Annotated in this window: 23 protein-coding genes and 1 pseudogene; 8 read left to right on the top strand and 16 right to left on the bottom strand. The window is 43.3% G+C overall.

The genetic code is table 11. The features are described 5' to 3' along the window. Nucleotides 1-34 precede the first annotated feature (34 nt). On the bottom strand, nucleotides 35-355 hold the full coding sequence (locus ACOJR9_RS08635; RefSeq protein WP_420935867.1) for a DUF3718 domain-containing protein: 321 nt from the start codon (nucleotides 353-355) through the stop codon (nucleotides 35-37). A gap of 360 nt (nucleotides 356-715) precedes the next feature. Next, a complete protein-coding gene (locus tag ACOJR9_RS08630; protein ID WP_420935866.1) occupies nucleotides 716-1,510 on the bottom strand; it encodes a DUF2189 domain-containing protein in 795 nt (264 codons plus the stop codon). A gap of 280 nt (nucleotides 1,511-1,790) precedes the next feature. Here ACOJR9_RS08630 and ACOJR9_RS08625 point away from each other — a divergent pair, with 280 nt between their 5' ends. From ACOJR9_RS08625 to ACOJR9_RS08615, 3 genes are read left to right on the top strand one after another with little or no spacing between them, the layout of a single operon-like run. Next, a complete protein-coding gene (locus ACOJR9_RS08625) occupies nucleotides 1,791-3,011 on the top strand; it encodes a pyridoxal phosphate-dependent aminotransferase (protein ID WP_420935865.1) in 1,221 nt (406 codons plus the stop codon). 1 nt (nucleotide 3,012) lies between these two features. Continuing rightward, nucleotides 3,013-3,612 carry a 5'-deoxynucleotidase gene (gene yfbR / locus ACOJR9_RS08620; RefSeq protein WP_032095816.1) on the top strand — a complete coding sequence of 200 codons (600 nt, stop codon included), beginning with the start codon at nucleotides 3,013-3,015 and terminating at the stop codon, nucleotides 3,610-3,612. A gap of 20 nt (nucleotides 3,613-3,632) precedes the next feature. Continuing rightward, the gene (locus ACOJR9_RS08615; RefSeq protein WP_420935864.1) at nucleotides 3,633-4,976 is read left to right on the top strand and encodes an anti-phage deoxyguanosine triphosphatase; all 1,344 of its coding nucleotides are present in this window, start codon (nucleotides 3,633-3,635) and stop codon (nucleotides 4,974-4,976) included. Nucleotides 4,977-5,018: 42 nt separating this feature from the next. Here ACOJR9_RS08615 and ACOJR9_RS08610 read toward each other — a convergent pair. Then, nucleotides 5,019-5,369, bottom strand: a pseudogene (locus ACOJR9_RS08610) (RDD family protein); the annotation flags it as partial. A 368-nt stretch (nucleotides 5,370-5,737) separates the two neighbouring features. On the opposite strand from ACOJR9_RS08610, the gene msrP reads away from it, so the two are divergent. Continuing rightward, on the top strand, nucleotides 5,738-6,745 hold the full coding sequence (gene msrP, locus ACOJR9_RS08605; protein WP_420935863.1) for a protein-methionine-sulfoxide reductase catalytic subunit MsrP: 1,008 nt from the start codon (nucleotides 5,738-5,740) through the stop codon (nucleotides 6,743-6,745). Between the two features lies 1 nt (nucleotide 6,746). Continuing rightward, nucleotides 6,747-7,427 (top strand): sulfite oxidase heme-binding subunit YedZ, encoded by a 681-nt coding sequence (locus ACOJR9_RS08600; RefSeq protein WP_420935862.1) that lies wholly within the window; start codon nucleotides 6,747-6,749, stop codon nucleotides 7,425-7,427. Between the two features lie 60 nt (nucleotides 7,428-7,487). Here ACOJR9_RS08600 and ACOJR9_RS08595 read toward each other — a convergent pair whose 3' ends face one another. Continuing rightward, the gene (locus ACOJR9_RS08595; protein ID WP_420935861.1) at nucleotides 7,488-7,919 is read right to left on the bottom strand and encodes a YqaA family protein; all 432 of its coding nucleotides are present in this window, start codon (nucleotides 7,917-7,919) and stop codon (nucleotides 7,488-7,490) included. A gap of 458 nt (nucleotides 7,920-8,377) precedes the next feature. Between ACOJR9_RS08595 and ACOJR9_RS08590 the strand changes: the two genes are divergently transcribed. Beyond that, nucleotides 8,378-8,803, top strand: a complete 426-nt coding sequence (locus tag ACOJR9_RS08590; protein ID WP_420935860.1) for a deoxyguanosinetriphosphate triphosphohydrolase — start codon at nucleotides 8,378-8,380, stop codon at nucleotides 8,801-8,803. Between the two features lie 240 nt (nucleotides 8,804-9,043). Then, nucleotides 9,044-9,427, top strand: coding sequence for a YchJ family protein (locus ACOJR9_RS08585; RefSeq protein ID WP_420935859.1), 384 nt, complete (start codon nucleotides 9,044-9,046; stop codon nucleotides 9,425-9,427). A 96-nt stretch (nucleotides 9,428-9,523) separates the two neighbouring features. Here ACOJR9_RS08585 and ACOJR9_RS08580 read toward each other — a convergent pair whose 3' ends face one another. After that, entirely contained in the window at nucleotides 9,524-9,889 is a 366-nt protein-coding gene (locus ACOJR9_RS08580) for a DUF4870 domain-containing protein (RefSeq protein ID WP_420935858.1), read from the bottom strand. Between the two features lie 283 nt (nucleotides 9,890-10,172). Then, complete coding sequence (locus tag ACOJR9_RS08575) at nucleotides 10,173-11,657, bottom strand: substrate-binding periplasmic protein (protein WP_420935857.1); 1,485 nt, start codon at nucleotides 11,655-11,657, stop codon at nucleotides 10,173-10,175. 319 nt (nucleotides 11,658-11,976) lie between these two features. Here ACOJR9_RS08575 and ACOJR9_RS08570 point away from each other — a divergent pair, with 319 nt between their 5' ends. Continuing rightward, nucleotides 11,977-12,612: an SDR family oxidoreductase gene (locus tag ACOJR9_RS08570; protein ID WP_420935856.1), complete on the top strand. Its 636-nt coding sequence runs from the start codon at nucleotides 11,977-11,979 to the stop codon at nucleotides 12,610-12,612. Nucleotides 12,613-12,900: 288 nt separating this feature from the next. Here the strand turns inward: ACOJR9_RS08570 and ACOJR9_RS08565 are convergent, their stop codons facing one another. The 10 genes from ACOJR9_RS08565 to fabD form a co-directional block, all read right to left on the bottom strand. Continuing rightward, the gene (locus ACOJR9_RS08565) at nucleotides 12,901-13,458 is read right to left on the bottom strand and encodes a pyridoxamine 5'-phosphate oxidase family protein (RefSeq protein ID WP_420935855.1); all 558 of its coding nucleotides are present in this window, start codon (nucleotides 13,456-13,458) and stop codon (nucleotides 12,901-12,903) included. Between the two features lie 9 nt (nucleotides 13,459-13,467). Beyond that, nucleotides 13,468-14,247, bottom strand: coding sequence for a TatD family hydrolase (locus ACOJR9_RS08560; protein WP_420935854.1), 780 nt, complete (start codon nucleotides 14,245-14,247; stop codon nucleotides 13,468-13,470). Between the two features lie 43 nt (nucleotides 14,248-14,290). Further along, nucleotides 14,291-15,172, bottom strand: coding sequence for a DNA polymerase III subunit delta' (holB, locus tag ACOJR9_RS08555; protein ID WP_420935853.1), 882 nt, complete (start codon nucleotides 15,170-15,172; stop codon nucleotides 14,291-14,293). Between the two features lie 3 nt (nucleotides 15,173-15,175). Beyond that, nucleotides 15,176-15,799, bottom strand: a complete 624-nt coding sequence (gene tmk / locus ACOJR9_RS08550; RefSeq protein WP_420935852.1) for a dTMP kinase — start codon at nucleotides 15,797-15,799, stop codon at nucleotides 15,176-15,178. Between the two features lie 96 nt (nucleotides 15,800-15,895). After that, nucleotides 15,896-17,005, bottom strand: a complete 1,110-nt coding sequence (gene mltG / locus ACOJR9_RS08545; RefSeq protein ID WP_420935851.1) for an endolytic transglycosylase MltG — start codon at nucleotides 17,003-17,005, stop codon at nucleotides 15,896-15,898. A gap of 2 nt (nucleotides 17,006-17,007) precedes the next feature. After that, nucleotides 17,008-18,015, bottom strand: a complete 1,008-nt coding sequence (pabC, locus tag ACOJR9_RS08540) for an aminodeoxychorismate lyase (RefSeq protein ID WP_420935850.1) — start codon at nucleotides 18,013-18,015, stop codon at nucleotides 17,008-17,010. Nucleotides 18,016-18,194: 179 nt separating this feature from the next. Next, the gene (fabF, locus tag ACOJR9_RS08535) at nucleotides 18,195-19,433 is read right to left on the bottom strand and encodes a beta-ketoacyl-ACP synthase II (protein WP_420935849.1); all 1,239 of its coding nucleotides are present in this window, start codon (nucleotides 19,431-19,433) and stop codon (nucleotides 18,195-18,197) included. A gap of 80 nt (nucleotides 19,434-19,513) precedes the next feature. Then, nucleotides 19,514-19,753, bottom strand: coding sequence for an acyl carrier protein (gene acpP / locus ACOJR9_RS08530; protein WP_013784457.1), 240 nt, complete (start codon nucleotides 19,751-19,753; stop codon nucleotides 19,514-19,516). Between the two features lie 199 nt (nucleotides 19,754-19,952). Continuing rightward, nucleotides 19,953-20,693 (bottom strand): 3-oxoacyl-ACP reductase FabG, encoded by a 741-nt coding sequence (gene fabG, locus ACOJR9_RS08525; protein ID WP_420935848.1) that lies wholly within the window; start codon nucleotides 20,691-20,693, stop codon nucleotides 19,953-19,955. Between the two features lie 9 nt (nucleotides 20,694-20,702). After that, a complete protein-coding gene (gene fabD / locus ACOJR9_RS08520) occupies nucleotides 20,703-21,632 on the bottom strand; it encodes an ACP S-malonyltransferase (RefSeq protein ID WP_420935847.1) in 930 nt (309 codons plus the stop codon). Nucleotides 21,633-21,672 lie beyond the last annotated feature (40 nt).

The following is a 21,672-nucleotide window of genomic DNA, read 5'->3' as shown; positions in this document are numbered from 1 at the left end:
CGCCTTTTCATACTAGTCATAGTTACCTCTTATTTTAACTGCGTGAAGTAAGAAATTCGTAAACCGTATCTGCGCCGCGTTCAGCTGAGAACTGAATGAGATTACTTCCATTGCACGTTAATCCTGTTTCAGAGGTTACTAATCGAAGTACTTGTCGTTGACTGTCACCAATACGACCTATGTTGCGAGAGAGGTTCGAACGAAAGGTTTTCATGTCGTCGTTGATAATGGCTTTGCAAAACCCCGCAAATTCAGTTTCGCCGACAAACCGAACTTCTTTTTCTGAAGTAGCAGCACTTGCACTAAATGCAAATGATAACGTTGCTGTAGCAATAATAGTCTTTAATAGTTTCATGGTAATTTCCTCGATACATTAAAAAAGTTTTTAGCACTCATGTAACCGCTGAGCGCCTATTAGTTATGCATCAAGATTGAAACTTTTTCTGTTGTAATGTTGTGTAAGGGAGGTAAATTTGCAGTAAATTCAATTGTTAATACATAATTAAAAGTTTAAGCAATTGAAATATAGAGATTTAAGTGAAATCAATATTCCAGAATGTTATTACAAATAAGAAATGAGAAACAAAAAACTCTAATACTAAAGCATGAAAAACGTATTCCAGAACCCCCAATTCTGAAATTTTAACAAAAAAAATGACATTTCAGCCTATTTTACATACTGAAATGTCACTCAATCTCGTAATAAAACTACATTTTACTCGTATTTTCTTTCGACTTTGGTTTCTATCGCGTCAATATAAGCATGCCAAGATCCATATCCGATTAGTGGCATTAATATGATAAAACCGACAAACCCGGTAACAAACCCTATGGCAACAGCAGAGAATATTATTGCTGCCCAAATCAACATAGGCACTTTATTTAACCATACCGCATTTACGCTGGTAAGCACGGCAGTGGCAAGGTCCACTTTACGCTCCATTAATATTGGCTGGGTAAATGCAGTAATAAACAGCATAATCATGGTAAATGCCGCGCCGACTAAAGTGCCCAAAACCAGAAACGGTAGTAAGCTCTCAAGATTATTCTCAATATAGGGTGGGTAGAGTGCATGGATAAGTGATGCAACGCGTAGCCAGAAAATCATCATGACCATGATGAGTAAAGCAAACCCCCACTCATTGAATGCATTTCTGCGCATTGCTCGCAATGAATGACTCAACGTAGGTTTGTGGCCTTTTTCCATTTCCCAGCTTACATCGTAAAGACCTGCTGCTAAGAACGGACCAATCAACATAAAGCACACTATGGCAGGCAGGATAACCAAGTGCCAGCCCGTCATTTCAACCAAATACATGATGAACCATGGAATAACGGCGAACAGTACACCGTAGAAAACCGTTAATCCTGGCGCTCGCATGGCGTCTCGCAAGGCCAATGACAACCATTTGATCGGGTCACCAACATCTAATTCTTTACAGGGAATGACACGCGCAATGCCACTTTGAGTAATCGCATTTTCTGGAGTTTCTTTAAAATGGTGCGACATAGTAAAATCACCTCTGATGGTAAACTTGCTTTTATTGGTGTTTTTATAAACACCTTATTCTTACGATAGGCTTATATGAATAAGTTCACAAGCTATTAACATAATTTTTATAACTTTATCGCCAAAAAGGGGTTAAAAAGGATAGTCATCACCATTATTGTTCGCAATTTGTGCAATGAGAGATAAAAAGTCTCGCCTTAAGCTGAATTCTTCTAAATTGCCGTCGCATCTCACTGTGGATTGCGATAATCTCAAGGCATGTAAATCAACCAGATAGACCATGAAAACTGTATCTCGCTCACATAAATTAGATAACGTTTGTTATGACATTCGAGGCCCAATAGCAGCACAAGCTAAAAAGATGGAAGACGAAGGTCATCGCATTTTGAAATTGAATATAGGTAACCCTGCCCCGTTTGGCTTTGAAGCCCCCGACGATATAGTGAAAGACGTTATTCATAATCTGCCGACTTCTCAAGGGTACTCAGACTCGACGGGAATTTACGCGGCGCGTGTAGCAGTAATGCAGTATTACCAGCAGCGAAATATAAAAGATATTCGCGTTGACGATGTTTATATTGGGAACGGGGTTAGCGAACTCATTATGATAGCGATGCAAGCACTGCTCAATCACGGTGACGAAGTGCTTATTCCCAGCCCTGACTATCCACTGTGGACAGCAGCGGTCAGTTTATCGTCCGGCTCTCCGGTTCATTACCATTGCGATGAACAATCTAACTGGTTCCCTGACCTTGATGATATTAAAAGCAAAATAACCAGTAAAACTCGTGCAATTGTTCTGATTAACCCGAATAACCCCACGGGGGCTGTGTATGATGAAGCGCTACTTCAAGACATTGTTGAATTAGCGCGGCAACATGGGCTTGTTGTATTTAGTGATGAAATTTACGATAAAATTCTTTACGACGATGCAAAGCACACCAGCATTGCGTCGCTAGCCGACGACGTTTTCTTTGTTACTTTTAGTGGCTTAAGTAAGAACTACCGTGTAGCCGGATTTCGCGCTGGTTGGCTATTGGTTAGTGGTAACAAGCGACTGGCCTCTGACTATATTGAAGGGCTCAACATTCTCTCTTCAATGAGAATGTGCGCAAACGTACCATGTCAAAGCGCAATTCAAACTGCCCTTGGCGGATATCAAAGTATTAACGACTTGGTAAACGAAAACGGCCGGCTGCGTATTCAACGAGATGTGACCACTGATATGCTTAACGGCATAGATGGCATACACTGCGTTAAACCTAAAGGCGCTATGTACTGCTTTGCCCGAGTAGACGAGAAAAAATTCAACATTCACAACGATGAGCAAATGATTTTAGACTTGCTTAGCTCGGAAAAAATTCTGCTGGTGCATGGCAAGGCATTCAATCTTAATAGTGGCATTTACTTCCGCTTGGTATTTTTGCCTCACAGTGACGTGTTAGTGCCTGCCCTGCATAGAATTGGAAACTTCTTTAGAACCTATAAGCAGGGAGCTTAATATGTCGGATAGAAGTCATTTCTTTGCTCACTTATCTCGGCTTAAGTTAATCAACCGCTGGCCACTGATGCACAATGTGCGTACCGAAAATGTGCAGGAACACAGCTTACAAGTGGCGATGGTTGCCCATGCCCTTGCGCTTATCAAAAATAAATTTTTCGGCGGCACCGTTAATCCGGAGCGTATAGCCACGATGGCCATGTTTCATGACGTATCTGAGGTACTGACTGGCGACCTTCCCACCCCGGTGAAGTATTTTAATCCGGCGATAAAGGAAGAATATAAAAAGATAGAAAAGATAGCGGAAAATAAGCTTATTGAAATGGCGCCTGAATCTTTTCGGGATGACTATGCCGCGCTAATAGATTCACAAAACCATAACCCAGAAGATGCCTTCATTGTGAAAGCAGCGGATGTGCTGTGTGCTTATCTAAAAACGTTAGAAGAAATTGCTGCTGGAAATCGCGAGTTTACGCTAGCAAAGAAACGCTTGGATAAAATTTTGAAAGAGTATCACTCTGAAGAAGTGGATTACTTTCTCACTCAATATGTACCGAGCTTTTCGTTGAGTCTTGATGAAATAACCCAAGACGAAATGTAACATTTGAAAAAGGAGCTACTGTGACGACATCTCAATGGGAATTAGATTTACACGAGCGTCGCCTTCCACGCAGCGAATCGAGAGACGGCGATCACAGAAATCCTTACCAAAGAGATAAAGCACGAGTACTCCACAGCGCGGCTTTTAGAAGATTACAAGCAAAGACACAAGTATTGGGTGTTGGTTTAAGTGATTTTTACCGAACTCGACTGACGCACTCGCTAGAGGCCGCTCAAATAGGTACGGGGATCACCGCGCAGCTGTGGAACAAGTTTCCTGATATAGCCAAAGACTTAATGCTCGACCCTACCTTAATTGAAACTATCTGTTTGGCTCATGACATTGGCCACCCTCCTTTTGGTCATGGTGGAGAAATTGCGCTCAACTACATGATGCATGAACACGGTGGTTTTGAAGGTAACGGTCAAACGTTTCGTATTGTGACTCAGTTGGAGCCTTACACGGCCGACCATGGCATGAATTTATGCCGACGCAGTATTTTGGGACTAGTCAAATACCCCAACTTTATAAATACACTGCATACTAAAGAGGCTGCCGGCCCTCGTCCCCACTCATTGCGCCAAGTTAAAGCCGATGATTGGCACCCGCCTAAAGGGCTATTTCAATGTGATAAGCCCTTGCTCGATTGGCTGCTTGCTCCGCTAAACAGTGACGATAAACAGTTGTTTATGCAATTTACTGGCAGTACAAGTGCCCACAGTAAAACCTGCTTCAAGTCATTTGATTGTTCTATTATGGAGCTGGCCGATGATATTGCCTACGGCATCCACGATTTAGAAGATGCCATTGTCATGGATATGGTGCAAAAAGCGCATTTCATAGAAGATGTGACGAACCCATTAAAAGCGCTGTCTATTCCATGGCTTTCAGATAATATCGAATCGCTGACCACAAAATTGTTTAGTCATGCCCACCACGAGCGTAAAAATGCGATTGGCGCGCTGGTAAACAGCTTTATTACTGCTATCGAAATTCAAAAGGTAGATGGATTTTCTCACCCGCTATTAGCCTTTAATGCCACCATGCCCCAAGGCTTTGGCGAAGCATTGGCGCTGTTTAAGCGGTTTGTGTTTAGAAAGGTAATACGCCGCCCAGATGTTCAGCTGTTGGAATATAAAGGGCAACTGGTGGTGATGGAGCTCTTTGAAGCCTTTGCCTCAGATCCTGCCCGCTTGCTGCCAGAGAACACACAAGAGCGCTGGCGTAAAGCAGAGGATGAGGGAAACGGCATGCGTGTGCTTGCCGACTATATATCAGGTATGACTGACGAATTTGCATCTCGCCTTTACAGCAGTATATTTTCACCTAAACAAGGCGGCATTCAAGACAGTTTCCATATCTAGCGCTAGGGGTTAAATGGGGTTATTAGGTTATGTTGCGTAAAGCTAATCTGTAACCGCATCAGCAATAGTATTTGCATTTACAACTTGGTTCACACTCCCCTGAATAACCGCGGTGGCTCATATTTTATCCTGAATGGCCTGTCTGTTTGGATCCCAGTAAACCTGTAAAAAGCCTAATAAACCCGCCGCAAAACCTGCTCCGTAACCGCCATACCGGCCAAGTCAATCAAGCATGCCAAGTGACTCACCGCTTAACGAAACCAGGCGAATATTACACACTTTTTTACCTGGAGTTTGCCCGCGCCAACGTAACGAGAACAAGGTAGAGTAAACAGCAGCCAAACTAAAACCTAAACCTAGGTCTTGTATAATACCTTTGCTCATTATCAGCATAGGCTAAAGCTATTGATTACTATGCATAAAAAAGCATTATGAGTTTATTTAGCAACATTTATTACCATAACAGTTCGCTGTGTTCTTTTTAATTCATGAAATTTTATTCTTATTACATGGGTCTTATTTTCTGCGTGTTAAATCTGTAGTGACTTTTTATAAAATTTGCGTGTTTAATACCGCGTAATAAAACGCGTGTAATACTAGGCGTGTAATACAAGGCATTTAATACATGGTTTGTAATACGCGGAGCAATCCTAAAACATTGTTTTCACGTAAGTAATGTAATCTCGGTGTCGTCGCGCAAATTCAACGTTACCTGCTTTTCAGTTTTTAATGTCTAAGCGCTCAATAATTATGGTGTAAGTATGTCTAAACCGTTTAAACCATCTGTAAAGTTAACCGACAATCATGTAACCGATGAAAGTATTTATATGAACCGGAGATCATTGCTAAAGTCTCTTGGGTTTGTCGGCGCGTCAACGCTACTTGCACAATCTGCGAGTGCGGCTGACTGGTTTTGGGAAGATGAGAAAGAAAAGGCAACCTTTCAAAGTAAGCCATTAGATTTTACCAAGCCTGCTCAATATCAAATTAGTGAAACCCGTACTCCTGAAGAGAAAGTAACTTCGTACAATAATTTTTATGAGTTTGGCACATCTAAAGATGCCCCAGCAGAAAACGCCAGTGAATTGAAAACCGACCCATGGACATTAAAAATAGATGGTTTAGTAAAAAAGCCATTCGTACTCGACCATGACTCGCTGACAAAGCGCTTTCCTCTTCAAGAACGCATTTATCGATTACGGTGTGTTGAAGCTTGGTCGATGGTGGTACCTTGGATAGGGTTTGAATTAGCGGCCCTTATCAAACAAGCGGACCCATTAATGTCAGCAAAGTATGTGGCATTTGAGACCCTGTATGATCCAGAACAAATGCCAGGGCAAAGTAATCGGTTTTTGGGTGGCGGTATTGAGTACCCTTATGTTGAGGGCTTGCGCTTGGATGAGGCTATGCATCCATTAACGCTGATGTCCGTTGGTTTATACGGGAAAACCCTTCCCCCACAAAACGGCGCCCCAATTCGGTTGGTAGTCCCGTGGAAGTATGGATTTAAAAGTATTAAGTCTGTGGTGCGTATCCGTTTAACAGATAAGCAACCTCCAACCACGTGGAATCGACTTGCTTCAAATGAATACGGTTTTTATGCCAATGTTAATCCTAAAGTCTCCCATCCTCGTTGGAGCCAAGCCAGCGAACGTCGAATTACCTCTGGTGGTCTTTTATCTCGAAACCGAATAGAAACACAGCTGTTCAATGGGTATTCAGAAGTGGCTCCTCTTTATTCTGATATGAATTTGGCAAAGTTTTACTAATATGGCACTGAGGAACGCTCCACTGCGCCTGTCTTCATGGCTCAGACGGTCAATTAAATCAGTCATTCACGTAGTCGCTACCGGTTACTTAGTGTGGCTGTTCTACGCTGGCATTAACGACACATTAGGTCCGGACCCAGTGGACACACTTTTAAACGAAACCGGCATCTGGGCAATTCATCTATTATTCATTACCCTGTTGCTCAGTCCACTGGCTAAGCAAATGCGTAGTCCAGCTCCCATTCAGTTCAGAAGAATGCTTGGTGTGTATGTGTTTGTCTACGCATTGGCTCATTTGGGTACCTACGTTTTGTTTGAGCTTCAGCTTGATATGGCCCTAGTGTTAAGTGAACTCATTAGTCGCCCTTACATTGTGGTTGGCATGGTAGCGTTATTGCTGCTAACGGCTCTTACTGCGACCTCTTTTAAGGGAATACAAAGAAAAATGGGGAAGCGTTGGCAGCAGCTCCACAATGCAATTTACCTCATATTACCACTGACTCTTTTGCACTTTAGCTGGTCACAAAAAACCTTTTGGCAAGACCCCATTTGGTATTGGTTAGCGGGAGCTATCCTCTTAGCACCGAGAGCTAAACAATGGCTAATGACACACAAAAAGAAAAGAAGTCGGCAGCAGGCAAAAAAATCAGCGGCTAAAGCAAATAGCCCTCAATATCCTTAGCACGCCCTAGTCTATCTATTTACACTCAACGTACGCTTTAACAATATCGTACTGAACGATTTATGACAGAATGTAAAGCAGCAGTGAATAACGCGCGGTTTTCGCCATAGCAACAACACAAAAGAAAAACCAAAAATTACTGCGAAGCACGCCTGCAACTAGCGTGATTGGGTCGCCAATGATCGGCACCCAACACAAAAGCAGGCTCCACTTTCCCCATCGGGTAAAAAAGCGAGAAGCGCGAAGAAACGCTTTTTCGCTTATTCTTAAAATCTTTGTAGCAACTACCCTACCGAATTTAAAACCCAGTGCGTAGTTCACCAAAGCGCCTAGAATATTTCCACTGGACGCCACAAACAGTAACCCCCAACCAGGGAGCCCATTACTATAAAGTGCTGTAATGACTATTTCTGAACTAAAGGGCAATATTGTGGCAGCTAGAAATGCACTGACAAACATTCCTGCATAACCAAGATTAACGAAGAAGTTCATTACTGTTTCTTATCCTAACTGCCATTTTTTCACTGTCTTATCCCATATTTCCTACCCTGACTGCTAGTCAAAATTAACTCTATTTACCCACACTTCAGATACTGATTACAGTGCATTTCCTAAAGCGCTCGCAGTCAATGTAAAAGTTTACGTACGAGATTATCAAGCCTCACCTATTTTTAGCCTCTTACCTGTATACAGACGCTCACGCTTATACCTGCGTCTGCGTCTGCGTCTGCGTCTGCGTCTGCGTCTGCGTCTGCGAACAGTATCAGATGAATATTTTATGGCGTAATAAAAATTCCTTTTATTTAAAAGCACTTAGATAGTTTTCTCGCAGTTGTTCGAAAAAAACACAATCTACTGCTTGCAAAAGAGATTCATCACAACTACTGTATACACATACACACTGTATACTTAAACAGTTAAAACGGTTTTATAAAAATAAGGTATGACCTATGAGTAATTCATCAGTTTGTCGATTCAATGCACTTCGCAACACAGTATTAAATACCGCGGTTGAAAATGTAGTTCAACTTCCATTACCTATTGAAGGTTACCCCAGTGAAGGAAAAGGAAGCTTTGAAGAAAGAAACGACAAGGGGTGGAGTTACCTTCTCTCTAACTCAGTTGCATTTTCTAAAGACGTTGTAAATGCCATTCGCATTCAAAAGCCTGAGAAAGAGAAAGTACCAGAGTGGATAAGTAAGCTCATTACTGGCGGCCAATGTAAAACGCTATATGTTGAAAATATAGATTTAGACTTACAGCCCACAGACAGCGATATGATCCGCAAACTTTGTGAGCTTTACTCTGTGAGTTTAGTTAACGTAAAGGTAGACAATACTCAGCAGAGCAAAAATGTTGCGGTTGGCCCTTGGTGATAAAGAGGGAAACAGAGAAGAAACAGAGAATATAGCGATCTCATTTAGCTACGCGTTCAAGATGCACGCTTGTAATGCCTCCTCGCAATTCACTCTGCTGATGCGATACAATATCGCGTCATGAAACCCTAAGTGTAGTTGAGTGTTATGCGTTGCTATTGTTGTTCTTCCGCTTCTTTTGAACGTTGTTGTGAGCCCTTTTTAAATGGTACCGAATCGCCGAAATGTGCAGAGCAACTTATGCGCTCTCGATTTTCAGCTTATGCGACACACCAGTACGATTACGTACTTAATACCTACACAAGTGAAAAACAAGAAGGGCTAACCGTAGAAAGCCTTAAACAAAGTGCTGATGGCGCAGTGTGGTTCGCTCTTCAGGTAACGCCACCCTCAACTCAGAAAACAATACCTGATACCGTCGAATTTACGGCGTTTTATTTTGAAAACAAAAGCTTATTTCAGCTTCATGAAACATCAAACTTTGTCATTGAAGAGAGTCAATGGCGTTATCACGATGGCACGCTTCACGATGATTGTGGAAAAATAAAATACGGTAGGAATTTGCCCTGTCTTTGTGGCAGCAATAAGAAGTTTAAACAGTGCTGTGCAACAAAATTGCGATAGTGCGTGGCGTCTTAGAATGTGTATGTGGGCATAGTGTAGGCCTGTGATATAACATCACAGGCAAATAAGTATAAGCAACGAACAGTTACTGAGCCTCTATACTTTAAAGAACTTGATGCTCAACGGGTAATGCCACAACTCTCCCCCATTGGCTTTTAACGCTGCAATAATTGCAAAAATTAAGTTTAGAATGCCCAGAATCATTAACCCGAACGCACCAATAAATATCAACAGCAGAATTCCGCAAATTATTGAATAGATAACTAAACTTATTAACCAGTTAGCCGTTACTTTACCGTGTTTATCTATATCTTCATTTTGATCTTTGTGGGCTATCCACATAACAATAGGCAAAATAAGCCCCAGCCCAGGTATAACAATACTCGATAGTTGGCTTACATGTATAAGCGTGCAGTATGTTCGTGCTGTAAGCCCCCAATACATTTTTTCTTCCGTTGTCATTACTACTTCCTTAATTATATTTTTAAAATGAGGTGTACATTGAATTTATTTTTTCAACAATTCATGGTTATTGAATGTTGTTTATAATATCGCTGTTAAACTCGATCCATCGTGAGCGCTCTAGGGCATTCCTAGGGTGTAAGTATTTGCAGCAATAAAAATATTAATACCACTAACCTAGCTTATTGGGTAGTCAACACATTGGTTTTTACACGAATTTTAAAAAGTTAAGCCAACAAAAATCGCCTACGCTATCATTACATCACTACTCAATATACAGCATTCAGTAATCAGTCTGTCCAAACACTATTACGCCCTCGTCTTCGGTCAGCGAGAGTGACGTGCGAGTTGCATAATCAGCTAACCACTTCTCAGTAAGGTGTTTGTACTGGCTTGATTGTTTAAAAGTCATTGACGCTTCAATAAGTTTTGTTACGAGTTCAGGGGTAGTACCCTTTTTGGACACCGCTAAATACGTTGTTGCTTTTTGATAGGTAAACAGTTTAGTGAAACTATTGCATATATCACCTAAATCACCGCAAATGATGTCTATTCCGCCGTCAGAAAAAAATAAATAGTCTGCTCTACCGTCATCTAGTGCTAACACTGCGCTTTTCCAGCTCTCAAGAGGCACAGCCCAATACCCGGCTCTTTTAATGATCTCCTGTCTAAAGTCTCCCTTAAGCACAGCAATTCGGCTGCCTGCAGGCAACTCTTCCAATGACAAAACTTCAGTACTGCTGCTTCCACGTTTGGAGAATACAGAATAGGCATTTTGTGTTATTGGTGTAATCCAATGAAAGAGATTTTCGCGTTCTACGGTTCTCACTAGTGAAAATACGAGAACATCTTGTTTCATTGCACTTTCAATTAAAATACGCTGCCAGGGAGCACTCAAAATATCCGTTTTGATACCTGCTTCAACCAGAATGCTCTGAACCAAATCAACGGCGTATCCTGTAAGTTCTCCTCGCTTGTTTCGCTCACTAAACAACGGCTCCTCATTGGTGATAACCCAAGGCTTTGGCTGGCTATTATCATCTACTAAGGTTTTGCCAAGAACGATGACTCCTTCTATTTCAGACACATTGGGCGAATACTCTTCTAATACTGGCAGCCATCGGCGTTTAATTTCAGCATATTCTGGACGCTTTAAAAGTCGACCCACTTCTTTGACTAAATTAGTGGCGTACTCTCTATTTTTATCCGTCTTTGGCATCGCCACATAACTGTACAATACGTTATGGGAATATTGTCTGCTGACGGTAGAGCAATCCATGTCGTTTCTCTGACAAAAAATAGCCATACCAAAATCAGAGAAAAATACGGCGTCTACCCTGTCTTTCAGGACAGCATCTACCGCTTGATTCCAAGTATTGAACTGGTGCAAAACAAACTGAGGATATTTACGCCCTAACTCAACTCGATAATCTCCTCGCAATACCGCAACAGAAATGGTTTTGTTTTGCGCCGTCAGTAAATCAAGGTCTATGGTCTTTTTGCCATACAACCCCACTACGTTTGCAGTTAATGGTGCTATCCAGAAATATTTGTCTTCTCGTTCTGCGGTTCGACCTATGCCAGTCGCTAACATGAGTTCGCCGGTATCGAGCTCTTGAATTAATCGCGCGAAAGGCAATGGCGTCACATTAGCTTGAATACCCGCTAGATCAAGTAATGCAGTGGCAAAGTCCACTGAATAGCCTTTAACACTTCCATCGCTTTGAAACTCGCTAAATACGGGTGTATTTGCCGAAAGAACTTTCATAGTTTCAACTGCACTAACGTGATTCATTTGAAAACAAAAAAAGGAAACAAGAGTAAGAAGTATCAACTTTACTTTGGGCACATTAATTTCTCTTAAGCATGTGTATACTAAGTGTACAACAAACACCATTGATTATGCCATTCACAGACATTGAATTATCCAGCTAGACCACGTGATAAAGCTCGAGCGTTTATTTTTACACTTATTAAACCGGTATTTTTCCGTTATGCACCGCACTTACGTGCGACTTATCGACATAACTGATCGTTTTTGATTGTGTGGACTATGTATTAGCTAACACAATCAAGGAGGTATATTTATGGCGAAAGTACTCGTAATTGGCGCATCTGGTCAAATTGGTAAGCAAGCGACAGGAAAACTGTTAGCGCTTGGTCATCATGTTATTGCACCAGTCAGAAGCCCAGAAAAATTGTCTGATATTGATAACAGCAACCTAAGCGTTATTGAGCAAGATTTAGAAAAAGACTTTTCTTCGCACTTCGAAGGCGTGGACGTTGTGGTATTTACCGCAGGTTCAGGTGGCAATACAGGTGCAGACAAGACGATTATGATTGACTTGTGGGCTGCTCAAAAAGCTGTCGACTACACTAAGTGCGCGAAAGTCCCTAAGTTTATTATGGTCAGCTCTATCGGCGCCGGTGATCCTGACTCAATACAGGGCGAAATGAGACCCTATTTAGTTGCCAAACACGTGGCGGATGAATACTTAATAAAAAGCGGTGTGAATCACATTATTTTGCGTCCGGGAACATTACTTAATGAGCCTGGCACGCACCTAGTGAGAACTGACATGCCGGACAATCAAGATGAAGCAGTGATCCCAAGAGAAGACGTGGCTACTGCTATCGTGGAAAGCGTGGGCCGTACAAGTGAGGATAACTTAATCACCTACCTGTTCAAAGGCGACGAGCCAATTTCTAAAGTATTTGATTAAACACCTGCTAGGCTATCTGCTGAGCCGCCTGTGATTCTGTATGGCGGCTCTACTTGCTATTGACCCTCTCTTTCACCCTATGTCATTTACTTCCTCCCACCCTAAGTGGCAGTCGCGCTCTTTAAGAACGTTTCTTCAAGCTAGTTTTTCGGGCATATTTTCCAATTAAACTTTACAATCGCGGTTTCAACCATTCGTGGCTAGCTAAAAACGCAAACTCGAGCCTTTGCCTCAAGCCCCAGCCTTAAGTCTCAATCGCTTAACCGTGAGCTTTAACCGCAAGCGGCATTACGGAATGACCGACTGACTCACCCAGTTATCATTTTCATCCTTTTCGTGCCATTCCCTATGCTGTGGATTGCCACGTAAATTAAGGTAGTCCACGTTTTCAATGTTAAGAGATAGTACACAGAAATGTGCGGGAACGATTGAATAATCCCCTTCGATGTTCAATGCAGACTCATCTTGCCTAGGCGTTCCGGGCCGGCCCCACAGAAACTGCTTTTTGCCGGCATCAGAGAGCTTTTCCCACTGCGCTTCTACCAAATCAGGTTGTTCAACCTTAGTTACCATGGATGCTATACAGTTAAAACGATACTGCTCGCGAGTTTTAGCAAAGTACCACGACACGTGACATCGGTTGTTTTCACTCAACTGCTGATACTTGTCTGTACGTGTATCTGAAATCACCAACAGCGTGTTATCATCGGTTAGTCCGCGATGCACAACCGTTCTACAAAAAGGCACGCCCTCGCGATCAGCCGTGGCTATTTGAAAATATCGGCTTTCAGGTATGCTTCGCGTTTTATGTAAACTTTTTACTAAGCTTTGACGCCATGATGGCATAGTCAGTCCTTACGCTGCGCTCTTTTTCGCTAATGCGAAAAGAGTATAAAAATTATCAGTCGTGATACGTGCTAATTCCTTCACCGTTATCCCCTTAAGCTCTGCAATAAACTCAGCCACTTCAACAACATACCCAGGCTGGTTTTGCTTTCCTCTATGGGGCACCGGCGCTAACCAAGGTGAATCAGTTTCAATGAGCAAACGCTCTAAAGGGATTTCCTTCACCACTTCACGTAATTCATCTGCTGAATTGAACGTAACGATCCCTGAAATAGAAATATAAAAGTCCATCTCTATTGCAGCTTGGGCCATTTCCAAAGATTCAGTAAAGCAGTGCAACACCCCTTTCGTACTCGGGTCTTTATGCTCTTTCAGTAAATTAATGGTATCTTCACGGGCGTCTCGAGTGTGAATGATAAGTGGTTTATTGGTGACGTTCGCCACTTTTATATGGTCAATGAACGAAGTTAACTGAACATCTTTACTTTCAGGGCTATAAAAATAATCAAGGCCCGTCTCGCCCACTGCCACTACGTCACTTTGCTGTGCTTTTTCTAGCAACTCGTCGTAGGTGCATGCTTCATCTTGATGAAGAGGATGTACACCACAGGACACGGAGACATCATCAAATCCAATAACGGCCTCTCGCATGCTGTCAAAATCGGCAACCGAAACGCAAACACACAAAAAGTGCTCAACGCCACGTGTGCGCGCAAAATTAAGGGTTTCAGCCAAGGCCTCAGGGCCCTGCTTTAATCTGTCTAAATGACAATGAGAATCTACAAACAAGTTACACCTTTACTCATATTAGTCGTTATTCGTTGGCCACTATTTATCGCTGAAATAATTTTAAAAGCCCAAATAGTACCATCGACCTATTCACCCCAGGGTGTTGAAGTGTTTTCACTACCTCCACGCATTGCGCGTAACGGGAATAATCTGACGGCTGCTGGCTAGCCATATAATCGCCATGGGCTTTTTGCATGCACCACTTCGACGCTAGCACCGCGTTATCTTGCCATTTTTTTGCCAAGCGATGTGCCTGACTGTCGGCATCGCCCGCGAGCAATGCCTGAAAATCATCATTAAACGTGCGAAAGCTAAACTCTTCCTCACCTTTTAAAGCCGCTTCAGCGCGCAACGGCGCGTTACCATACGCTGCTAATAAAGCTTCACTGGCATCTTCTACGCCACATTCGCGCAGGTAGTTCAAACTTAACGCTTGACTGGGTAACGGCAGCGCGTGTTTTTCACATCGGCTCAATATGGTAGGCATCAACTTTGTTATGCTACTGGTAATAAGCACTAGGTAGGTATTCGCCGTTGGCTCTTCCAACGTTTTTAGCAGCGCGTTGGCCGCGGCTTCGGTCATTGTATCGGCATTGGGTATGAGCAGCACTTTATTACCACTCATCTGAGCCGTACCGCTTAGTTTAGCAATGCCTTCGCGTATTTTATCAACACCTAACTGCTTTTCACTTTCTAAAATATACAGGTCGGGATGATTACCCGCTATGCGCAGCAAGCACGATGAACACTTTTCACACGCGCCTTGCTCTTTAGGTGTTTTGCACAAAAGTGTATTGCCTAGCGCTTGTGCCAATCTATATTTACCAATACCACTTGCACCACTTAGCAATAAAGCATGATGCAGCTTGTTCGCTAAGTATCGGGACGTAAATGAATGAAAGACATCATTAAACCAGGGATACATGGGTTACGCACCTACCACATAGTTATTGATTAAGGTCTTAACGTCACTGTGAACGCTTTCCATTGGCTGCATAGCATCAACAACTCGAATACTGTCATCGTTATTGGCGAGCGCTAGGTAGCGCTCTCGGGTACGCTCGAAAAATGCGATCCCCGATTGTTCAATTCTATCAAGCTCTCCCCTTCCGCGGGCGCGCTCAAGACCAATAGCAGGCTCAACGTCTAAGTAAATGGTGAGGTCGGGTTTAAACCCTTTAAGCGCTATTTGACTTATTGCACTCATGGTATCGGGCGATACGCCTCTGCCACCGCCTTGATATGCTTGTGATGACAAGTCGTGCCTATCTCCAACAACCCAAAAACCACTCTCTAGCGCTGGGTAGATGCGATTTGTTAAAAGCTGAACTCTGGCGGCGTACATCAACAAAAGCTCTGTTTCTTCAGAAACCTGTTCATCCCAGTCGTGTTTTACACAATCTCGAATAGCTTCTGCCATGGGTGTGCCACCAGGCTCGCGAGTTTGCTCAACGGATTTACCTGCGTTCTTTAAGGCATCCACAATAAGTCCAATGACCGAACTTTTGCCTGCGCCCTCTAGGCCTTCAACGACTATAAACTTTCCATTCATGGTTTCAAAAACATCTCTTTAATTGATTGCTATTCGACGAATAAGTACGGCTATTAATTGGCTTCTACTTAGCTATTGCCTAGCTATTAATTAGTTTTAGCGTCCCAATTGATATTGTCTCACGGCTGCATTGTGCTCACTTAGCGTATTTGAAAACTGGTGACTTCCATCACCTTTAGCGACGAAGTAAAGCGCTTCAGTGGTTCTCGGCCGTAACGCCGCGCGAATAGCCGCTTTGCCCGCCATCGCAATGGGTGTTGGCGGAAGGCCTTTTATAACATAGGTATTATAAGGCGTTCGCGTACGTAAATGCTTGCGCGTTATATTACCATCAAATGAAGGCCCAATACCGTAGATTACCGTTGGATCGGTTTGTAGGCGCATGTCCCTGTTGAGTCGATTAACAAAAACACCGGCTATTAAATCTCGCTCTTCTGGTACCGCCGTTTCTTTTTCAATAATACTGGCCAAGATCAGAGCATCGTATGGCGTTACGAGCGGTAAATCTACTTCACGGGCTTCCCATTCAGACATAAGAAAATTAACAAGAGCAATATGTGCCCGCATCAGAATTTCGCTGGCTTTAGTACCTTTAGTGAAAAAGTACGTATCAGCAAGATAGAGCCCTTCTGTATTTTCCAGTTTTTCGCTCTCACTTACCCCTAATTTAGCCAATGTATTGGCTTGTGATAAAAGTGTAGACGCCAAATCCAATCCTAAAGTCACAGCCTCTGCTGATGAACTTGCAACGCCCGATAACGAAGACGCACTGTCGGTGGCTGCTTGCTGGCCCAAATCAAATTCAATTTCGCCAATGCCATTTAATGTATTGTGCCATTGAGCCAGCGTTAATCCTTCAACCAGACTGACAGAAAAGAAATACTCATCACCTTGTGTGAATGTAGTGAAAATATCGGCCAACGACTGCCCGGGAAGCAACATATAAGTGCCCGATTTAATATCTGTACTGGAGGCAAAGAATTTAAGCCACACCTTGGCAACAATGGGGTTTATGTCGGTCATTTTTTTATTGCGAAGCTGCGTTACGACTTTGTAAGCGCTGCCCCCTTTTTCAATAGAAAGCAGCGTATCTTGCTTTAACTCAAGAGGCTTAGTAACCGCGTTGGAAATATGGTAAGTTCCGCCGGCAGCGCATGCCAACCCTAGTATGATCAGAAAGGTAGCTACAAATAAAACACGTTTCACAATCATGACTCCTGTCTTTTCGATTGATGACTTAGGGCTTCAGCACCACGCTGTTCTAAAGTGCGGCTTTCATAGGAACGTTGTTCATCGATGCACTTGAGCAGCAGTGATTGAAGGGTATGAATGTTGTTGTCGTTTACTGAATATATCGATGTGCTGCCGTCAGTAAACGAAATGCTTTTTACCGGAAGTACCTTCATAAGCGCATTTGTGATAACCACGCAATCTGCACGCATAAGGTCGTTAAGCGTAAACTCTCCTACCTTGTACGACACCTCTTCGTCACCCAGTGCGTTGAGTAAACATTGCCTCACTACACCATTTACGCCGCTGCCTGTCAGTGAGGGGGTGCACCAGATTTCATTAGCAAAAAAGAAAATATTACCTGCACTGCATTCAATAACGTTACCTTGTGTGTCGCACACAAGCGCATCATCAACGTTAGCGAAGTTAATTTCTCTTTTGATCAGAACTTGCTCTAAGCGGTTCATGTGTTTGATACCGGCCAACGCAGGCTGAATAGCTAATGCTGTTTGCGCGCACATGAGAGTAACGCCCGTGCCCAAAAGAAAGTCGTAATGAGTAGGATATGGATGTTGGGTGAATCGAACTAGCGGTGGATTTGTTTCATCACGACTGTACCCTCGCCCTGCCTCTCCGCCAGATATATGCACCTTTAACACGTACTTTATTTCTGATTTGTCGTGTTGCAACGGGTTTGATCCAACCTCTGATAAACCGCTTTTTTCGACGCCTATCTGTGAAGGTTCTTTACTTTTAAGAACAGAGGAAGGTTGAAGTGCCTTTATCTTAGACCATATAGCGCGTTCTAAGATGTGAGTATCGATAGACAGACCAATTGCCGCACAATCATGGGATAACCGAGACAGATGGAGAGACAGCAATTCAGGGTGGTCGTTTGCCACACAAATCGTAGTAAATACACCATCACCATAATTAAAAGCTCTGTCGCTTGACGTTATAGGCGTATCACTGGTAATTATCTTCACTATCTGCTCGGTATCTCAAGTGCTGGTCATGGTAATGTGGAGTATACCAAGTTGCTGAGTGCAAACAACAAAGGGTGATGCATATGAGGCATCACCCTTTGATTTTTAAAATATCAGTGTAAAAGCATAATATAACAGCGCTCTGTAAAGCTCATCTAGGCCTACATACCCCCACGCGCTTACGGACGCTTGAAAATTAACGAGCCATTGGTGCCGCCAAAACCAAATGAGTTACATAACGCATGGTCAGCAGTAAACATTTTCGCTTTATTCGCTACAAAGTCTAAATCGCACCCTTCACCCGGCTCATCAAGATTGATGGTAGGTGGCGCCATTTTATCTCTGAGCGCTAATATAGTGAAGATCGCCTCTACTGAACCCGCAGCACCTAGCAAGTGGCCTGTCATCGATTTAGTAGAACTCACCAACAAATCGTAAGCGTGTTCGTTGAATACTCGCTTAACCGCTGCAACCTCGGCGACATCTCCGGCTGGCGTTGATGTACCGTGAGCATTGACGTATCCAATGTCGGAGGGGTCGATCTTGGCGTCTCGTATTGCGTTTTCCATCGACGTTGCCGCACCTTCACCGTCTGCTGGTGGAGAAGTCATGTGATAAGCGTCGCCGCTCATACCAAACCCAACCAGCTCTGCATAGATAGTCGCGCCGCGTGCTTTCGCCGCTTCGTACTCTTCAAGCATTACCACACCAGCACCCTCGCCCATTACAAAGCCATCTCTGTCTTTGTCCCACGGACGACTTGCAGCTTTAGGGTCGTCGTTACGAGACGACAACGCGCGAGCAGCAGCGAAACCTGCGATACCTAGCGGGGTAATGGTTGCCTCAGCGCCGCCGGCTAACATTGCATCTGCATCATCATAGGCTATTGTTCTTGCCGCGATACCTATGTTGTGGACCCCTGTGGTACAGGCTGTTACAACATTGATATTGGGCCCTTTCAACCCTTCCATAATAGAAAGAAAGCCAGAGATCATGTTCGTTATCGTGGAAGGCACAAAGAAAGGAGATACACGCTTTGGCCCACTGTTGAGTAATTTTGAATGATTTTGTTCAATTTGCTCTAAACCACCAATTCCCGAACCTATTGCTACACCGACTCGATGAGCATTATCACTGGTAATGGGTAATCCAGAATCGGCTAGTGCTTGTTTGCCCGCTGCAACACCTAATTGGATAAAGCGGTCCATTTTTTTCGTTTCTTTTTTATCGATATAATCCAAGGGATCAAAATCGTTAATTTGACCTGCGAAACGGGTTGAATAGTTACTACAATCGAAATGAGTGATTTCACCTATACCACTCTCGCCTGCGAGCAGTTTGCGCCATGTGTCTTCACAGTTCAGGCCCAATGGTGAAAGCATCCCAATACCGGTAACCACTACGCGACGTTTTGTCACAGAAAGTCCTCGCTTTGGAACTAAGGTAGAAGAAACAAAAACGGCTCTAAAAAAGAGCCGTTTTGTTACTTAATAAAGACTTATGCGTCTTTATTTGCATTAATATAATCAATTGCTGATTGAACTGTTGTGATCTTTTCAGCTTCTTCATCAGGAATTTCAGTATCAAATTCTTCTTCCAAAGCCATTACCAACTCAACAGTGTCAAGTGAATCAGCGCCTAAATCGTCAACGAATGAAGCTTCTGCTTTTACTTCTTCTTCTTTAACGCCAAGCTGCTCAATGATGATTTTCTTAACGCGTTCTTCAATGTTACTCATAATTCTAGGTTTCCCTTAAACGTCACTAGATAACAAAAGTGTCGCTAGTTTATTTTGCTAGGTCGTTCCTTGCAAGCACCAGTGTAAACTAATTTTCTGGTCAAACCAGCGACATTCGAAATTATTTAAATACTATTTTTACATCCAAGTTTGGGTAAATACCACCCTAAACTCAACAAAATTCGCAATTATTGCGAATTTACCCCATATACATTCCACCGTTAACGTGGATTGTTTCGCCTGTGATGTAGGCGGCACCGTCGCTTACTAGAAACGCAACAGTGGAGGCAACTTCATCCGGCGAGCCTAATCGGCTTGCTGGAATATCTTTGAAAATGGCTTCTTTTTGGTCATCAGACAATGACTTTGTCATATCTGTATCGATGAAACCAGGCGCAACAACGTTAATTGTTATGCCTCGTGAAGCCACTTCTCTCGCCATAGACTTAGAAAAACCAATTACACCTGCTTTTGCGGCGGCATAATTTGCTTGACCGGCGTTACCTGCACTGCCTACAACAGAGCCAATATTGACAATACGGCCAAAGCGTTTCTTCATCATACCGCGAAGCACCGCCTTTGACAGTGTAAATATTGACGACAAGTTGGTATCGATGATGTCCTGCCACTCGTCATCCTTCATTCGCAGTAAGAGATTATCCCGGGTAATACCCGCATTATTGATAAGAATATCAATGCCGCCATCCGCACTACTAATCGTTTTTATGGCTTCTTCTACGCTGGCTTTATCGGTTACATTAAGTGCCAAACCTCTACCGCCGAACGCTTCGAGATAAGCAGATATTGCCTCTGCACCATTGTCGCTTGTTGCTGTACCGATTACCGTTGCACCTTGACTGGCAAGTGCAGTAGCAATGGCTTTTCCAATACCTCTACTCGCACCAGTAACAAGGGCAACTTTACCGTCTAACTGACTCATTGCATTTCCTTATTGTTTTAATGCTTCCACACCCTCGGGTGTGTTTACAGCAAGAGACTCAAGGCTCTTGTTAATTCGCTTATTCAAACCGGTAAGTACTTTACCTGGTCCAACTTCAATTACGCGCTCAACCCCCGCAGCGGCTAAGTATTCAACCGTGCGAGTCCATTGAACAGGGCAATACAATTGACGCACTAATGCATTTTTAATTGCTTCACTTTGCGTTTCAATAGTCACATCGACATTATTAACAATGTTGATAACGGGTTCATTCACCGATAGTGACGTTAATGCATCTTCCAATTTATCTGCCGCTGGGCGCATCAGTTCACAATGTGAAGGTACGCTTACCGCCAAAGGCAAAGCACGTTTGGCGCCGGCCTCTTTACACGCATTAGCAGCTTGTTCCGCTGCATTTTTTTCACCTGCAATAACCACTTGACCAGGCGAATTAAAATTAACTGGAGCAACCACATCACCAGTGGCAATGGCAGTTTGCTGGCAAACGCTAGCGATAGATGAATCATCTAAACCAATAATGGCAAACATGGCGCCTGCGCCAGCTGGAACAGCTTCTTGCATATACTTACCACGAGCTTCAACCAGTTTGACCGCGTCGGTAAAGTCCATAGCGCCACCGCATACCAATGCCGAATACTCACCTAGACTGTGACCGGCTAGATAGTCTACCTCTATGCCCTGCTCACGAATAACGCGCCATGTAGCCACGCTTGCGGCTAATAATGCAGGCTGGGTAATGTGAGTGTCGTTAAGTTGCCCGTTTGAGTCGTTCTGAACAAGGCTCCACAGGTCGTAACCTAGTGCGTCAGACGCTTCTTTGAACGTTGCCTCAACCACTGGGTACTGAGCAGCTAATTCTTTTAGCATGCCTACACTCTGAGACCCCTGACCTGGAAATACACAGGCTGTTCTAGTCATTCTTCTTCCTTATTATTGTGTAAATCGTTAGAAGTGAAAA

Source organism: Alteromonas ulvae, from assembly GCF_048987005.1.
Lineage (GTDB): Bacteria > Pseudomonadota > Gammaproteobacteria > Enterobacterales > Alteromonadaceae > Alteromonas.
The sequence above is the reverse complement of the archived record's forward strand: the minus strand, read 5'-3'. Positions and strand labels throughout refer to the sequence as shown.

Bases quoted from the DNA above. Each gene is read 5' to 3' on its own strand.
- ACOJR9_RS08570 (WP_420935856.1), top strand. From the start codon at position 11,977: ATGGCGAAAGTACTCGTAATTGGCGCATCTGGTCAAATTGGTAAGCAA.
- ACOJR9_RS08590 (WP_420935860.1), top strand. From the start codon at position 8,378: ATGAGTAATTCATCAGTTTGTCGATTCAATGCACTTCGCAACACAGTA.
- yfbR (WP_032095816.1), top strand. From the start codon at position 3,013: ATGTCGGATAGAAGTCATTTCTTTGCTCACTTATCTCGGCTTAAGTTA.
- ACOJR9_RS08635 (WP_420935867.1), bottom strand. From the start codon at position 355: ATGAAACTATTAAAGACTATTATTGCTACAGCAACGTTATCATTTGCA.
- tmk (WP_420935852.1), bottom strand. From the start codon at position 15,799: ATGAATGGAAAGTTTATAGTCGTTGAAGGCCTAGAGGGCGCAGGCAAA.
- fabG (WP_420935848.1), bottom strand. From the start codon at position 20,693: ATGAGTCAGTTAGACGGTAAAGTTGCCCTTGTTACTGGTGCGAGTAGA.
- ACOJR9_RS08565 (WP_420935855.1), bottom strand. From the start codon at position 13,458: ATGCCATCATGGCGTCAAAGCTTAGTAAAAAGTTTACATAAAACGCGA.
- msrP (WP_420935863.1), top strand. From the start codon at position 5,738: ATGTCTAAACCGTTTAAACCATCTGTAAAGTTAACCGACAATCATGTA.
- ACOJR9_RS08630 (WP_420935866.1), bottom strand. From the start codon at position 1,510: ATGTCGCACCATTTTAAAGAAACTCCAGAAAATGCGATTACTCAAAGT.
- ACOJR9_RS08585 (WP_420935859.1), top strand. From the start codon at position 9,044: ATGCGCTCTCGATTTTCAGCTTATGCGACACACCAGTACGATTACGTA.
- ACOJR9_RS08595 (WP_420935861.1), bottom strand. From the start codon at position 7,919: ATGAACTTCTTCGTTAATCTTGGTTATGCAGGAATGTTTGTCAGTGCA.
- ACOJR9_RS08580 (WP_420935858.1), bottom strand. From the start codon at position 9,889: ATGACAACGGAAGAAAAAATGTATTGGGGGCTTACAGCACGAACATAC.
- holB (WP_420935853.1), bottom strand. From the start codon at position 15,172: ATGTATCCCTGGTTTAATGATGTCTTTCATTCATTTACGTCCCGATAC.
- ACOJR9_RS08625 (WP_420935865.1), top strand. From the start codon at position 1,791: ATGAAAACTGTATCTCGCTCACATAAATTAGATAACGTTTGTTATGAC.
- ACOJR9_RS08600 (WP_420935862.1), top strand. From the start codon at position 6,747: ATGGCACTGAGGAACGCTCCACTGCGCCTGTCTTCATGGCTCAGACGG.
- ACOJR9_RS08575 (WP_420935857.1), bottom strand. From the start codon at position 11,657: ATGAAAGTTCTTTCGGCAAATACACCCGTATTTAGCGAGTTTCAAAGC.
- acpP (WP_013784457.1), bottom strand. From the start codon at position 19,753: ATGAGTAACATTGAAGAACGCGTTAAGAAAATCATCATTGAGCAGCTT.
- fabD (WP_420935847.1), bottom strand. From the start codon at position 21,632: ATGACTAGAACAGCCTGTGTATTTCCAGGTCAGGGGTCTCAGAGTGTA.